This window comes from Paenibacillus elgii NBRC 100335 (assembly GCF_004000865.1).
GTDB classification, from domain to species: domain Bacteria; phylum Bacillota; class Bacilli; order Paenibacillales; family NBRC-103111; genus Paenibacillus_G; species Paenibacillus_G elgii.
In genome coordinates, this window is the sequence record NZ_BIMB01000017.1 from 46,837 (window position 1) to 62,062 (window position 15,226).

Below are 15,226 nucleotides of genomic sequence, written 5' to 3' on the forward strand. Positions count from 1 at the left end.
CCTTTTTTAATCCTCCTCTTGCTGCCAGCAGAGGAGGGAGCTGTCATGGGGAGGCGCAGCAGCGGGGATATCGAAGGATACTGCCGTTCCGAATCCGCGCTTGCTTTTGATCGCAATGCCATAGGGTTCCCCGTAGCTTAATTTCAGCCGAATGTTGGTATTAAATAGACCGATGTGCTCGGGCGATTCGCTTCCTTCGCTTAGCTGCCTCCGGATCTCCGTGAGACGGTCTTTTTCGATCCCCATGCCGTTGTCGGTAACGGAAACTCTTAAACGGTTCCCTTGCAGCATGATTTTGATTCGGATGACAACCCTCGTTTTCGTTTCCTCGATTCCATGATGAATGCTGTTTTCAACGAGAGGCTGCAGGAGCAGTTTAACGATTTTAAAGTGTTGAATCTCCCCGTGATTCCCTTTCCACGTGACCTCAAATTTGTCCTTGTGACGGAACTTCTGAATTCGGATATAGCTTTGCGTATGGTCGATTTCCTCTTGCAGCGTGACGGTCTGCGCGGGGCTGCTTAGCGAATAATCCAATATATGGGACAGACTCTCGATCATTTCGGTCCCTTGGTTCGGTTTGGCCGTAAGCTTGAATACTTCCCAATAAATCGCGTTTAACGTGTTGTACAGAAAGTGCGGATTGATTTGCGACTGAAGGGCCAGCAATTTCGCAGCCTGAAGACGGTATTTTTGCTCCGACAGTTGCACCTTCAAATAATTTTGTTCGATAAACGTCTTCAAAATATTATGCAGGATATAGCCGTACTCGTCCTTAACGGCGACCGGGAGCGGGGGCAGCGGCTTGCCTCGGACGGCCGAGTCGATAATCGACATCATGCTTGACAGGCGGTTATAATTCAGCGAGGTAAAGTAATAAGCGAGCAGCATGCTGACGACGAGGGAGATCAGAAGAAGAAGAAGGGTTACGGCGCTTAATCGGGTAGGCACGCGGAACAGCGATTTTTTCGGCACGATGGAAAAGTACTCCCAGCCGTAACGGTTGGAATTGACTTGGTTGACGATATAAGAATCGCTATGCGACTGGAGAGCAAGCAGGCTTTCTTTCTCATGGCCCGCCTGCACCTGCACGATTGGCATCTGCTTTAAGTCGCCTGGCATGCTGCTGCTAAAAAGGAGCTGTCCTTTTTCGTTGAATACAAGCACGCATTGTTCGGAGGAAGCCGCAAGCGAACGAAGGATGTCTTCGATGTAGTCCCTCGATAAATTCAGCGCGATCATACCGTCTCTTGTGTGCAGCTTCCGGTGAACCGTGACAATCCGCTTCGCGTCCTTTTCAAAGCCGTACTGCTTTACACTTCGCGGCTCCGTCCAAATTTCCGCATCCCCGTCATGATTCCTATAGCTGTCGTACCAGCCGGTATCCCAATAGTTGTTCAGATTCGCCACTCCGACATTGGACGATACGAACAAGCCATGGTCATTCCGATAGTAGACGTAAATGGAGTGGATATACGGCCTGGCATTGGCGGGAGCGTTCAAGAACGCTTGAAGCATTTCGCCGGGAACAATATCCTCGTATTTTGGCAATTGATTTTCCAATAGGTGGCCTAAGACATTATTGATTTTCGAATGGTTGTCCAGCGTCAAGATGAGGGAGTCCATCTCATTTAACATCAGCTCCAAATTTTCTTTGGTCTGATTCAATTGGCGGATATGGCTGCTGCTGATTTCATTTTTAATGTAGCTTTGCAGCACGGCGATGGATAGCGAGCCGAGCAAGATCATCGGCACCATGATCGGAAGGAGAAAAACGGCAAGGTTTTTGAGAAAAAAACGTTTTTTCATCGCCGGTCCCATTTACGGTTTCCGATTCCTGTAAAGTCTCGGTGTCGTCCCGAAATATTTTTTAAACGTCCGGGCAAAGTTGCGGGAGTTGCTGTAGCCTACCAGCGAGCCGACCTCGTAGCTGCGGTAGCGGACATCCTGCAGAAGCTCCTTGGCTTTCTGCATTTTTACCGTAAGAAGATAATCGGAAAAGCTGCTCCCCGTATTTTTTTTGAAAAACTGGCTCAAGTAATTCGCATTCATATGGACAAGCTTGGCTGCTTCTTCAAGAGAAGCATGCGGGAAGTTGTCTTCGACAAAGTGTTTGACGATGGAAATAATTTTGCCGTTATAGCTTTGTTCCGGCTCTTCATCGAGCGGATCGGACGGAGCCGCCATACGCCAGGCTTGTTCGTCCAATTCCGCTTTGAGCGACGAGAAAGCGCTTACCAAATCCTTGTACTTGGGAGGCTTCACGATGTACTCCTTCACTCCCAGCGAGAGAGCTTGCTTCGCATATTCAAACTCCCGGTATCCACTGAAAAAGACGATCATAACGGGATGCTTCCTGTCCTTAATCTCCCGGGCAAAGTCAATGCCGGACAGCACGGGCATATGGATGTCGCACAGTACGACGTCCGCTTGGCGCTCGCTGAGAAAGTCCAGCGCTTGTCTGCCGTTCTCCAACTGCCCGACGATCTCAAATCCGATGTCCTCCCAAGGAAAATAGTTGCTTATGGAGCTTCTTGTTTCGCTTTCATCGTCCACAATGAGCAATTTGTACATCGGCTTCCCCTGCCTTTGAAATTGGATTACATTTAAATATAATCTAATCATTGTAAAATAGAAATAGCGAATGGAAGCTGCGATATGGATCTGCAAAACGGACTGTAAATCTGAATAAATGACTGTTTTATTCGTTCCCATCCGAAAAGTGCCGAAAGGAAGAGACTTTTTCCTATGAGCGGTGTCTTTTGGACCTTTCGCGAGGGATGCTACAATTGAGATTGTAAGTGCTTACAAAAATGAAACGGTGGAGAGAGGGGGGAATCTGTTGAACAACAGGATGGTTGGCAAAGCAAGCGTCGTCTGCTCGATGGTCGTCGTTCTTGCTGCGCTCGCCGCCGGATGCGGCGCTGACGGTATGCCCGATACCGGCGGTTCATCGGCATCTGCTTCCGCAAGTGGCGCCGACGCTTCGGCATCAAAACCGGTAACGTTAAGATTCATGTGGTGGGGCTCCGAGATCAGACACAAAGCGACGCTGGCGGCGATCGATCGGTACCGGCAAAAATATCCGCATGTCACGATCGAGGCGGAATATCAAGGCTACGAGGGATATCTCGATAAGATCAAAACGCAAATCGCCGCCAAACAAGCCCCGGATATTATGCAGCTGGATCAGACATGGCTGGAAGAGCTTACGAGCAAGTCCGAGCCTTTGGCCGATATCAGCCGATTGACCGAGATCGATACGTCTTCTTTTGACGAAAAGCTTCTTCAAGACTTCTCCTTGTCCTCAAGCAAAAAAACGGTTGGGCTGCCTATGGGAACGAACGGATATGTGCTTATTTACAACAAAACGATCACCGATAAGCTGGGAATCGACACCAGCGGAGCATGGGATTGGGACCGGGTGCTCGCTGCGGCCCAAAAAATCCGCGATAACAATCCGAAAGGCACCTTTACCTACTGCGTCGACAAAAGCTACCCGCCCATGCTGTTCGATATCGTACATACGGAGCGCACCGGCGCAAGGCTGAAAAGCGGCGACTTGGCCATGCCCTGGACGAAGGAGGAGCTGGTTGAAAGTTATGCCTTGATGAAAAAGCTGACGGATAACCATGTGCTGCCTTCCGCCGAAGAATGCTATGCTCCGAGCCAGGACCCGAACCCGAAATGGGTGAACGGGGACGCGCCTTTCATCATTGAATTTACGAGCCAGATCGCGAAATTGAAAGGACAAATCCCGAATTCGGCCATCGGCATTGCGGCTTTGCCCCAGTTGAAGAACGGCAAAGATCCCGGCACCTTAGTAAAGCCTTCCATGGTGCTGTCGATCAACGCAAACTCCAAGAGCACCGGCGAAGCGGCTCAATTCGTGAACTGGTTCTTGAACGACAAGGAAGCCGCCGCCATTCTCGGCGATGTCAGATCGGTTCCCGCTTCTGCAGCAGCCAAAGATTATGCGATGCAGGCCGGAAAAATCGATAAGGACGTAGGCGCAGCGGTGGATATCGTGCTCAAACATCAATCGAAGGCAATTACGGGGCTTTTGAACAATTCGCAAATCGGAGCCGTACAGGACGAAGTGCTCCAGAAATTGTTGTTCAACAAGTCGACGCCCGAGCAAGCGGCCAACGATTATTTGAAGCGGGTCGGCGACAAGCTGAACGAATTGAAGGCGCAGAAGAAATGATAAACAAGTGCGGGTGAAAGCATGGCATCGATAACAAAGAACGGATGGACAAGGAAGGGGAGCTATACCGGATTCTTCTATATTTTGCCTTGGCTGGTCGGCTTTATTGTTTTTCAGCTGTATCCTTTTCTGTATTCGTTCATCCTGTCCTTTACGGACGCAGGGCCCATCGGAGCTTATCATTGGATAGGGTTGAACAATTACAGCCAGCTGTTTCGGGATGCGGATTTTTATAAATCGTTCTCGGTCACCTTCGCTTATGTGTTGATTGCCGTCCCCGTCAAACTCATTTTTGCGCTGCTGGTGGCGATGATGCTGAGTGCTAAGCTCAGATTCATCCATGTTTATCGTACCGTTTACTATCTTCCGTCGATCTTGGGCGGCAGCGTGGCGGTTTCCGTTTTGTGGCGGGTGTTGTTTTTGCGGGACGGCATGATCAACGCGTTCTTGGAGAAGCTGCATGTGCCACCGGTCGATTGGCTCGGAAGTCCAGACGTCGCGCTATATACCGTAAGTATGCTGGCCGTGTGGCAGTTCGGATCGTCCATGGTCATTTTTCTCGCCGGAATCAAGCAAATCCCGCAGGATTTGTATGAGGCGGCTACGGTCGACGGCGCTTCGAAGGTCAGGAAATTTATGACGATTACGATACCGATGCTAACGCCGCTCATCTTTTTTAATCTGGTCATGCAGACGGTCGGGGCGTTTCAGGATTTTACCGGGGCGTTCGTCATTACCGGCGGCGGGCCGTTGAAGTCCACCTATTTGTACGCGTTGAAGCTTTACGAGGAGGCGTTTCGTTTCTATAACATCGGGTATGCAAGCGCGCTGTCCTGGGTATTGTTTGTGGTGCTTATGATCTTGACCGCGCTGCTTTTCCAATCGTCGAGAACCTGGATTCATTACGAGGATGGAGGCGATAAGTAATGGCGGCATCCGCGCACAAGATGACATGGCTGCAACTTCTTTATTACGTCTTCCTGACGGGCTTGGGCCTCGTGATGGTATATCCGCTTATTTGGCTGCTGTTCGCCTCGTTTAAACCGAATGCGGAAATTTTCGGCAGTATTCATTTGCTGCCTAAAGAATATGTCTGGGATTCGTTCCGCAAGGGCTGGGAAGGCAGCGGGCAGTATACGTTCGGCACTTTTTTTCTCAACACGTTCATTCTGGTCATACCGACCGTCGTATTTACAGTCGCCTCCAGTTTGCTTGTGGCCTACGGATTTGCCAGATTCACGTTTCCGCTGAAAAAATTGTTATTCGCCTTGATGATCTCGACGCTCTTCCTCCCGGCGGCAGTTACCATGATTCCGAGATTCATGCTCTTCGGCCAGTTGGGCTGGTTAAACAGCTATTACCCGTTTATCGTGCCGGCTCTGTGCGGCGGCGGTCCGTTTTTTATTTTTTTGCTTATCCAGTTCCTTAGAGGGCTGCCGAAGGAACTCGACGAGTCGGCAAAAATGGACGGCGGCCATTCGTTCACTATTCTGATTCGAATTTTGCTCCCGCTCTCCAAGGCGGCGCTTTTCTCGGCGGGCATTTTCCAGTTTATTTGGACGTGGAACGATTTTTTCGGCCAGCTCATTTATATCAACAGCGTAAAAAAATTCACCATCTCGCTGGCCTTGAGGATGTCTCTCGATGTTGCGGCTTCCGTGGAATGGAACCGGATTCTGGCCATGGCTTTGGCAGCGATGATTCCCAGCGTGCTGCTGTATTTCTTCGCGCAAAAATATTTTGTCGAAGGCATTGCGACGACCGGATTGAAGGGATAGTTTACGGGGAGGTAACGTATGAAAATCAAACGGATGGTTAGCTTTATTCTGATATTGACGTTCATAGCAACGATGCTGCCGGCCGCCATGGTGTTTGGGGAAAGCGCGACGGATATCGCAGGAGCACGCGCGGATACGGAAGCGCCCACAGCGCCGACGGGTCTTAGAGCCGGGGAAATTACGGATACGGCCGCTGTCCTGAACTGGAATGTCGCCAAAGATAACGAAGGCGTGATGCAGTATGAGATCAGCTATGGGACGAAGACATTACTGACCGAGAACACGAACGTGACGATTCCGGGCTTGCTGCCGGATACTTCTTATGCGTTTCAGGTCCGAGCCAGAGATGCGGCTGGCAACCAGTCAGCGGCAGCTTCGCTAAATCTGGCGACCAAGCGCAGCCCGAACGATCATTCCATGTCGGATTGGCAGGAATTGCAGACTCTCGCGCCTTCCCGCATGACCGGTGTTTATACCAAATTGCCCGGCGGTTTTAAAGGGTATGCGGACGGCCCGCTGCTCGGAAATGGCGATGTCGGCACTGTGTTGGGTGGCACGGCCGATTCGCAGACGATTTATATCGATAAAAACGATTTTTGGATGAAAAGCAGCAAATTGACGGTCGGCGGAGTAACGATAACCAATAAAGCGCACGGCACGAATTCCGCCCCGTCCTATCGGTATGAGCAGGACCTGCTGAATGCGGAGGTAAGAGCGGATGTGACCTTGAAAAATGTCCAGCTCAAAATGAAAACGTGGGTCGATGCGAACAGCAATTTGGTCATAACCGAACTTCGGACGCAAGCTGCGGCATCCGTTCCGTTAACGGTTGACGTATGGGTTCCGGAAGCGGACGACAAGCCGTTTAAGTCGGGAACGGATGCTGCCCGCGGCGTGTTATGGGCGGCCCGTGAAAGCTCTGCGAACCAAGCGCCGAAGGAGTGGATGTCCAGAGCGGTATTGGCCGCGCGCCTGCTCGGAGCGCCGCTTACGGACTTCCGTTCGTCCGGCGGCAGGGCGCAAGCCGATTTTATTTTGCAGCCGAATACGACCGTAACGCTTGTGACGCAAGTTAGCGGCGGGGGCGGGGAAAATCCGGACGTTCCCGCAGCGGCGAGCTACTTGAAATTAGCTCAAGCCAGGGTCATGGGAACGACGCCGGCAACGATCGCCGCGCAGCATGAAGCGCACCTGGCGTGGTGGAAAAACTTCTGGCTCAAGTCGTATGCGATTACGAACGACGAGTGGTTCGATAAGTATTATTTCGGAGCTTTGTATGCGCTGGCCGCGAGCAACCGGACGGGCAAAGCGGCCCCGGGCATTTTTGGCAGCTGGGTTACGAACGATTCGCCGGGGTGGGGGGCGCGGTACTTTTTGAACTATAACTTCGAGAACCCGTACTGGGGCGTGTTTTCCAGCAACCGGCCCGAGCTGGCGGACGCCTATTTCGATCAGGTGCTGGGCTATATGCCTTACGGCATCAACCGCACGCATGAAGCGGGATACCGGGGCTTCTCGACAACCCGGTCGTTAGCGAGGCCGTATGGCCCGGCGACGGTCGGATGGGATCCGGCCCGCATTCCGGCAAGTCCGGTCGCTCCTGAGAAAACCAGATCCAAACTGAACGACCAATTGATGCTGGGAGCGTATTTGGCCACAAACTTCATCAACCATTATACGTACACGAAAGATAAGGAGTTTTTGCGAAACAAGGCTTATCCGTACCTCATCTCGCTTGCCGATTTCTGGGAAGATTACTTGATGATGGAGAACGGCAAATATGTCATCAAGGACAGCGCGCCGCGTGAGGCGAACGAGCACGACGACAACTCCATTCTGGACATCGCCATGGTCAAATTTTTGATGAAGGGGCTCATTACGGCAAGCCGGGATTTGGATGTCGATGCGGCCCGACGCGCCAAATGGCAGGATATCATCGACAAATTAACCGAGTATCCGACGTTTGTATACCCCGTAACCGGAAAAGAAGTGTTCAAAGAGTCCGATTCCTATATCGACAGCAAGACCGGCAAACGGATTGTTAATCCGGGACGACCGTTTATCGGGGGGACGAATGTGAAGGGGCCTTGGCATGCCGTCATGACGGGCTTGTTCTGGCCGAGCGATGAGATTAATTTGAGCACGACTTCGCGTTTGAAGCAGATCGCGCTGAATACGATTGAGGCGTACGGTTCCTGGGAACAGACGAACTCTTTCGCGATGCAATTTCCGGCGGCGGTGCGGATCGGCTACGATGTGGACGAAGTGCTAACCAATTTCAAAAAAATTATCAGCTCCAGCAACAGCAGCTCCTTACTGATGCGCAACAATCTGACGGTTTACCAAAAAGGCGGCGGCATCGAAACATCCGGCAGCGTAGAAACGATTAACGCCCTCATGCTGCAAAGCTATTTCGATGACAGCAAAGGAAAAGACGTCATCCATCTGTTCCCCATGCTGCCGAAAAATAAGTATCCGGAGGCGCATTTCAGACAGCTGCGGGCCAGAGGTGCGTTCGTGGTATCGAGCGGACTTCATGGAGGATCGATCGTCGATGTGAGACTGACCAGCGAAAAGGGCGGTCCCGTTCATATCGTGAACCCATTCGGCGCCGGTCAAGTTCAGGTGGTGAAAATAGAAGGTACAATCGAGGCGCCCGTTAAGGTGGATCAGGCTCAGGGACTGATCACGTTCCAAACCGAAGAAGGTGTGTCCTACAAGCTGCGTGCGATTTAAAGGAATTCAGCTAGCCCCCCTCCGTGGGGGGTTATTTGTTAGGTAAAGTTAATTCTACACAAAGGAATGTATCTATTGTATATTTAGGATAATAATGGAATTTTAATTTGGAGGTATAGAAGATGGCTCGTGTGTTGGTTGTGATTACTCCGGCTGAAGGTCACGTGAATCCGTCGCTGGGATTGGTCAAGCAGTTGACGGACAACGGGGAGGAAGTTGTCTATGTATGCACGGAGGAGTATCGTTCCCGAATTGAACAAACCGGAGCTGAGTTGCGGACCTATCCGTTGGCGGAATTATTCGGAAGATCGTCCCGGAAGTTCTGCGGGTTACCGCGGATGAAACGTTCGATTATTTGATTTTTGACTCCTTGATGGGGTGGGGAGGCACAATCATTGCGGAAAAGCTGGGCATCCCTGCGGTATGCTCCATCGCTTCCTTTGCTTTCGTAGAGCCTTTAGGGACTGAGCAAGATGAGAACCGTAAGGACGTCAAGGAGCTGTATGAGGCCACGATGAAGTTGACGCGGCAATTAGCCGATGAATTTCAAGTACGCGTCCCGGCTATAGATGAAATTGCCAGACATGAGGGGCGATTAAAGCTCGTTTATACAAGCCGCCATTTTCAACCGCAAGCCGAAAAGCTGGACGATAGCTTTATTTTTGCCGGCCCTTCGATCGTACCGCGTCAAGATGCTCCGCCTTTCCCGTTCGAGCAGCTGCGCGCCCGACATCAACAGACGGTTTACATCGCAATGGGCACCATCTTGAATAAAGATTTGGATTTCTACAAGCTTTGTTTTGACGCATTTCAGGATTTACCGGTGACGTTCGTCTTATCTTCAGGAAAACATACGGATATGGAACCGTTGATGGATCGGATTCCCGCTAATTTTATTGTACAACCGTACGTTCCGCAGCTGGAAATGCTGCAGCATGCAGATGCCTTTATTACCCATGCAGGAATGAACAGCACAAGTGAAGCCCTGTATTACAATGTGCCTCTGATGATGATTCCATTAACCTCGGATCAGCCTCTTGTGGCGAAGCGGGTGCAAGAGCTGGGAGCAGGCATTACTTTGGATAAAAATAACCTTACCCCTGCTGCTTTGAGAGCTGCTTTGGTAGAAGTGTTAGGCAATCCGGCTTATAGGCAGCAGGCTCAAGTGATCGGCGAATCGTTACGTCAGGCCGGCGGCTATAAGCGGGCTGCCGATGTTATAACGAATTATTTTGCCTGGCTTCCGTCGGTCCGTCCGTAGGCTCCCCCTTTCAGCTCCAGAATCAAGAAGGGACTTTTCACCCGAATCGTTTCCTGTATAATGGAATGAAAGCAGTTACAATTGCTATGGGGGACATTCAGGAGGCGGGCCAATGCGTCGAAAAGGGATTCGGTTCAACAAACATAGCGTGATCGTCACGTGGCTCATTTCCTACATTTCGGTGCTGCTTGTTCCGATTATGATCAGCGCGATTTTATATGCCGCAACTTGGCATGTGGTGGAATCGGAAATTAACCGCGCTAACGAATCGATGCTTCGGCAGATGGAGCAGGCGATTGATGGCAATCTGGCAGGGATCGAACGGTTAAGCCTCGAAATCGCGTTAAATCGGCGGGTAGCCGGATTTATCAATGCGCAGCAGCCGCTTACGGACAGCGACTACTACGATTTGGTCAGTATCGCGGGCGACCTGCGGGTGTATCAGGTAGCCAACGATTTTATCGAGCAGATTTACATTTATTACAAAAACAGCGATACTGTGTTGTCGGCACGGGATCACATCGACAGCCGGACGCTGTACGGGAGATTGCGCGAGAAAGACGGGACGAGCTACGAGGAGTGGAAGGCGTTCTTCGACAAGCGGTACATTCAGGAATACGTCCCCGTTACGATGCGCGGGGATGGCGAGCCGGTCAAGGCCGTGATGTACGCCAAGTCGATCACGCTCGACCATACGGATCAGCCGGGAGCGGTGATTGTGTTCGTCATCAAGGATTCGAAGCTGTTGGACAATATCGCGCCCGCCAATCAAGCTTCGGTCGCCGTCGTGGACAAGCAGAACCGCTTGGTCGCCTCGACGGGGTTCGACCATAATCCGGCTGCACCGGTTTACGATCGTCTCGCGAACAAGCATGGCCTGTTGTACGAAACGATCTCCGGCAAAGAGGTAGCCGTATCCTACACGACGTCAGACAGCACGGGCTGGAAATACGTTTCGATGATTCCCGCTGAGCTGTTCGACGACAAGATGAAAACGATGAAGCTGCTCATCTATTCCAGCATCGGGCTAAGCCTCGTTATCGGCGGAATCGTGACGTTCTTGTTTTTGCGGAAAAATTACAATCCGATCAGCGTGCTGATCCGCAGCCTTTCCGTAAAATCGGGCATCTCCTTCGACGAAGGATCGAACGAGTATGGGTACTTGGAGGAGGCGCTCAATACGACGTTTGCCGAGAAGGAGAAGATCGACCAGCGGCTTCGCCGGCATCGCGACGCGATTCGTTCCCATTTGTTCCAGAGTCTGCTGAAAGGCCGGCTGGAGCAAAACGTCCCGGTACACGAGTCGCTCGCCGCCCACGATATCCGGCTGGCTTCGCCCTACTTCGGCGTCCTTCTGTTTCACGTCGATCATTACGGCAAGCTTGATTCGTCCGGTTATCCTGATCCCCGGATGGGCAGGCTGCTGCATTTCATCATCATGAACGTGGTGGAGGAAGTGGCGGGCAGCCGCCATCACGCTTTCACGACGGAAATGGACGATATGCTGGCATGCATCGTTAATTTCGGGACGGAGCCCGATGAGGAAGAGCTGCGGCGAATCGCGGAGCAGGTCAAGTCGTTTCTGCTTGATCATTTCCATATCCGCCTCACGGCAGCGATCAGCGGTATCCATCAAGAGCTGTATGGGATTCCGCGAGCGTATCAGGAAACGCTGGAAGCGCTGGAATACCGTCTCGTGATGGGAAGCGGGGAAATTATCCGGTACGGCGATCTGCCCGGTTCGGATACGGCGCGTCCAGCCGGCAGCTACTACTATCCTTTGCATGTGGAGCAGCAGCTGATTAATTTCGTCAAGACGGGCGATCACGAGAAATCGAGCGCGATGATCGACGAAATTATCGGCATGAACGTCTCCGGCGCGTCCCTGTCCGTACCGCTGGCCAAATGTCTCATGTTCGATATGATCGGCACGCTTCTGAAAACGATGGATGAAATCGGCGCGGGCGGCAAACGGGATTTCCTTGAGCGGGTCAATCCGGTGGATCGGTTGACCGGCTGCGAAACGATCATGGAGATGCAGGTGCAGCTCCGCGAGGTGCTGGGCGAGGTATGCCGCTTGATTCAGGAGGAGCGCAGCCAAGAGCAGAGTAGCTTGCTGAGTCAGCAGATCCTCTCTTACATAAGGGATCATTACAACGATGAAAACCTCAACATCTCGATGCTCGGCGAAGCGTTCGGGTTGACCCCGTCTTATTTGTCGAAGCAGTTCAAGGCGCAGACGGGTAAGGCGCTGCTCGACGTGATCAGCATGACCCGGCTGGAGGAAGCGAAGCGGCTGCTTCCGGATGCGAAGCTGTCGGTTGCGGAAATCGCCAGAAAGGTCGGATACGCCGACATTAATACGTTCAACCGGATTTTCAAAAAATTCGAAGGCATTACGCCGGGAAAATACCGAGAGCTCTGACGTTACCGGCCTCGTCCGAAAAAAGCCGTTCAAGCATGCTTGCGCGGCTTTTTTCGTTTTTTGTATAGGGAGTAAGAAAAAGCATGGCGCCATACTGCCGGTTTTAACGGTGGAGTTTCGATTTTGCATATAGCCTTCAAGGTGCGCTTCGTAGCATAATGACGCTAAGGTGCAGCAACCCGGAATGCACACTTTCTTAACTCATAGGGGGATTCGCATGAAACAAAGCTCTGCCGGTAAATCGTTTCGCGCTGCGGCATGCGTCGTCTTGGCTTCCAGCCTAATCGTCGCATGCACCAAACCGAATAGCGGGGATGGTCAGAATACGCCGACAACGCCGGCGTCATCATCCGAAGCTGGCAAGTATCCTATCCAAACGAAGGAATCGTTGACCTCGTGGGAGCTGATCAATACGAACCTGATCACCTTTGTGCCCAACCTGGCCGACTCGCCGTTCGGCAAACAGCTGGAGAAGGAAACCGGCGTGAAAGTCAAGTATGCGCACCCGGCCGACGGACAGGCGAAGGAGCAGTTCAACCTGTTGATCGCGTCGAACAAATTGCCGGACGTCATCGAATACGACTGGAACAGCTCCTATCCCGGAGGAGCGGAGAAGGCGATCGCCGATAAGGTCATCCTGCCGCTCAACGATTATATTGACAAGTATGCGCCCAATCTGAAAAAGCGGCTGCAGCAGGACAAAGAGCTTGACAAGATGGTGAAGACGGACAGCGGCAAATATTATGTATTTCCGATGATCCGACCCGACAACGGGCTTGTATTCCGCGGGCCGATGATCCGCAAAGACTGGCTGGACGAATTGAAGCTGCAGGTGCCGACGACGATCGACGAATGGTACACCGTTTTGAAAGCGTTTAAAGAACAGAAGGGAGCGTCGGCTCCGTTCACCTCGCTGTACAGCAATGAGTTTAATATTCAAGACGCGTTTATCGGCGCCTACCGTACGGCGAACCGGTTCTACATCGACGATCAAGGTAAGGTAAAGTACGGGCCGATTGATCCGCAGTTTAAGGAAGCGCTTGCGCTTCTACGGAAATGGTATGCGGAAGGGTTGATCGATAAGGATTTTGCCTTGAACACGGATTCAAAGACGCTGGACAACAAAATGATAGGCGAAAATTCGGGGGCCACCGTTTCTCTGCTCAGCGGCGGTATGGGCCGTTGGATGGAAACCGGGAAGAAGAAAAATCCGAAATTCCAGCTCGTTGCCGCGCCGTATCCGACCTTGAAAAAAGGGGAGCGGGCTTTCATCGGGCAGCGTGATTTCAAATACAATCCGTCCGCCAGCAAGGCGGTAACCGTCGACACGAAGCATCCCGAGCTGGCCGTCCAATGGCTGGACTACGCTTTCAGCGAGAAGGGCAGTCTGCTGTTCAACTTCGGGATTGAGGGCGAGAGCTATTCGATGAAGGACGGCGCACCGCAGTTCACCGAGAAGATAACGAAAAACGAGAAATACAATCTCCAGCAAATGGTGTCTCAATATACGAAGCCGAACGGACCGTTTCCGGGAGACAGCCGGAAAAGCTTCAACACGTTCCCGGAGCAGGATGAAGCCATAAAGATATGGTCCGAAACCGATGCCGCCAAGCATGTGATGCCGCTGTTCATTACGCCGACGGTCGAGGAGAGCAAGGAAGTAGCCAAGCTGAATACGGCGATTGCGAGCTACAAGGAAGAAATGTTCGTGAAATTTATTATGGGCAAGGAACCGATTGACAAATTCGACGATTACGTGAAGCAGATTCAATCGATGGGAATCGACAAGGTGACGAAAATTTATCAGGAAGCGCTGGACCGGTACAATAAGCGATAAATCGGGCCAGGAAGGGAGAGAGAACATGAGCGCCATGAACCCGGAAACGACGATGGCCGTGATTCCGAAGAAGCGCGCACGCATCGGCTTGCTGGTCGATATCCGGAAAAATAAGCTGCTGTACGTCATGCTGCTTCCGGTGCTGCTCTTTTACGTGATATTCCACTACGCTCCGATGTATGGGGCCGTCATCGCGTTTAAAGATTTTTCGCCCCGGCTTGGCATAGGGGACAGTCCATGGATCGGCTTCGAGCATTTCAAGACGTTTTTCACCGGGGCTTATTTCTGGAGAACGATCAAAAATACGCTGCTGATCAGCTTCTACGAGCTGCTGTTCGGCTTTCCGGCGCCGATCGTGCTTGCTCTGCTGCTTAATGAAGTGAGACATACGCTATTCAAGCGCACGGTGCAGACGGTCACCTATTTGCCGCACTTCATCTCGCTCGTCGTAATCTGTGGCATTGTGAAGGACTTTACAGCCAGCGACGGCGTTATTAACGATATCCTCGTCTACTTGGGGGGAGAACGTCTGTCACTGCTCCTTGAACCGGATATGTTCCGCACGATCTACGTCTCGTCTGGGATATGGCAGCATATTGGCTGGGGAACGATCATCTTTTTGGCCGCCCTGACCGGCATCGATCCCGAGCAGTACGAAGCCGCCAGAATGGACGGCGCCGGACGGTGGAAGCAGATGCTGCATGTCACGATTCCTGGCTTGATGCCGACGATCGTCATTCTGCTTATTTTGAGTATCGGACGGCTAATGAATGTCGGATTCGAAAAGATCATCCTGCTGTACAATCCGAGCACGTACGAGACAGCCGACGTCATCTCGTCGTATGTGTACCGGGTCGGCTTGCAGGATTTCAATTACAGCTTCAGCTCGGCGGTCGGGTTGTTCAACTCCGTCATCAATTTTATGCTTGTGATCTTTTCCAACTGGCTGAGCCGCAAGCTGAACAATACGAGCTTATGGTAG

Annotated in this window: 9 protein-coding genes and 1 pseudogene; 8 read left to right on the plus strand and 2 right to left on the minus strand. The window is 51.9% G+C overall.

Features of this window, described 5'->3' with window-relative positions; genetic code table 11:
- Positions 1 to 6: 6 nt before the first annotated feature.
- Both PEL01S_RS14800 and PEL01S_RS14805 read right to left on the minus strand, forming a co-directional pair.
- A complete protein-coding gene (locus PEL01S_RS14800; RefSeq protein WP_163767685.1) occupies positions 7 to 1,809 on the minus strand; it encodes a cache domain-containing sensor histidine kinase in 1,803 nt (600 codons plus the stop codon).
- Between the two features lie 12 nt (positions 1,810 to 1,821).
- Positions 1,822 to 2,574: a response regulator transcription factor gene (locus PEL01S_RS14805; RefSeq protein WP_127460836.1), complete on the minus strand. Its 753-nt coding sequence runs from the start codon at positions 2,572 to 2,574 to the stop codon at positions 1,822 to 1,824.
- Between the two features lie 268 nt (positions 2,575 to 2,842).
- Here PEL01S_RS14805 and PEL01S_RS14810 point away from each other — a divergent pair, with 268 nt between their 5' ends.
- The 8 genes and pseudogenes from PEL01S_RS14810 (at position 2,843) to PEL01S_RS14845 (ending at position 15,226) form a co-directional block, all read left to right on the plus strand.
- A complete protein-coding gene (locus tag PEL01S_RS14810) occupies positions 2,843 to 4,207 on the plus strand; it encodes an ABC transporter substrate-binding protein (RefSeq protein WP_127460837.1) in 1,365 nt (454 codons plus the stop codon).
- 21 nt (positions 4,208 to 4,228) lie between these two features.
- On the plus strand, positions 4,229 to 5,134 hold the full coding sequence (locus PEL01S_RS14815; RefSeq protein WP_127460838.1) for a carbohydrate ABC transporter permease: 906 nt from the start codon (positions 4,229 to 4,231) through the stop codon (positions 5,132 to 5,134).
- Positions 5,134 to 5,985 (plus strand): carbohydrate ABC transporter permease, encoded by an 852-nt coding sequence (locus PEL01S_RS14820; RefSeq protein WP_239551157.1) that lies wholly within the window; start codon positions 5,134 to 5,136, stop codon positions 5,983 to 5,985. Before PEL01S_RS14815 ends, PEL01S_RS14820 begins: the two co-directional genes overlap by 1 nt.
- A gap of 18 nt (positions 5,986 to 6,003) precedes the next feature.
- The gene (locus PEL01S_RS14825; RefSeq protein ID WP_127460839.1) at positions 6,004 to 8,721 is read left to right on the plus strand and encodes a glycosyl hydrolase family 95 catalytic domain-containing protein; all 2,718 of its coding nucleotides are present in this window, start codon (positions 6,004 to 6,006) and stop codon (positions 8,719 to 8,721) included.
- Positions 8,722 to 8,843: 122 nt separating this feature from the next.
- Positions 8,844 to 9,982: pseudogene (locus tag PEL01S_RS14830) on the plus strand (macrolide family glycosyltransferase).
- Between the two features lie 112 nt (positions 9,983 to 10,094).
- Positions 10,095 to 12,407, plus strand: coding sequence for a helix-turn-helix domain-containing protein (locus PEL01S_RS14835; protein WP_127460840.1), 2,313 nt, complete (start codon positions 10,095 to 10,097; stop codon positions 12,405 to 12,407).
- Positions 12,408 to 12,624: 217 nt separating this feature from the next.
- On the plus strand, positions 12,625 to 14,244 hold the full coding sequence (locus tag PEL01S_RS14840; protein WP_063178701.1) for an extracellular solute-binding protein: 1,620 nt from the start codon (positions 12,625 to 12,627) through the stop codon (positions 14,242 to 14,244).
- A gap of 25 nt (positions 14,245 to 14,269) precedes the next feature.
- The gene (locus PEL01S_RS14845) at positions 14,270 to 15,226 is read left to right on the plus strand and encodes an ABC transporter permease (protein ID WP_127460841.1); all 957 of its coding nucleotides are present in this window, start codon (positions 14,270 to 14,272) and stop codon (positions 15,224 to 15,226) included.

What these genes read in the sequence shown, in the direction of transcription:
- PEL01S_RS14805 (WP_127460836.1), bottom strand. Translation starts at nt 2,574, where the DNA reads ATGTACAAATTGCTCATTGTGGACGATGAAAGCGAAACAAGAAGCTCC.
- PEL01S_RS14825 (WP_127460839.1), top strand. Translation starts at nt 6,004, where the DNA reads ATGAAAATCAAACGGATGGTTAGCTTTATTCTGATATTGACGTTCATA.
- PEL01S_RS14835 (WP_127460840.1), top strand. Translation starts at nt 10,095, where the DNA reads ATGCGTCGAAAAGGGATTCGGTTCAACAAACATAGCGTGATCGTCACG.
- PEL01S_RS14845 (WP_127460841.1), top strand. Translation starts at nt 14,270, where the DNA reads ATGAGCGCCATGAACCCGGAAACGACGATGGCCGTGATTCCGAAGAAG.
- PEL01S_RS14820 (WP_239551157.1), top strand. Translation starts at nt 5,134, where the DNA reads ATGGCGGCATCCGCGCACAAGATGACATGGCTGCAACTTCTTTATTAC.
- PEL01S_RS14840 (WP_063178701.1), top strand. Translation starts at nt 12,625, where the DNA reads ATGAAACAAAGCTCTGCCGGTAAATCGTTTCGCGCTGCGGCATGCGTC.
- PEL01S_RS14800 (WP_163767685.1), bottom strand. Translation starts at nt 1,809, where the DNA reads ATGAAAAAACGTTTTTTTCTCAAAAACCTTGCCGTTTTTCTCCTTCCG.
- PEL01S_RS14815 (WP_127460838.1), top strand. Translation starts at nt 4,229, where the DNA reads ATGGCATCGATAACAAAGAACGGATGGACAAGGAAGGGGAGCTATACC.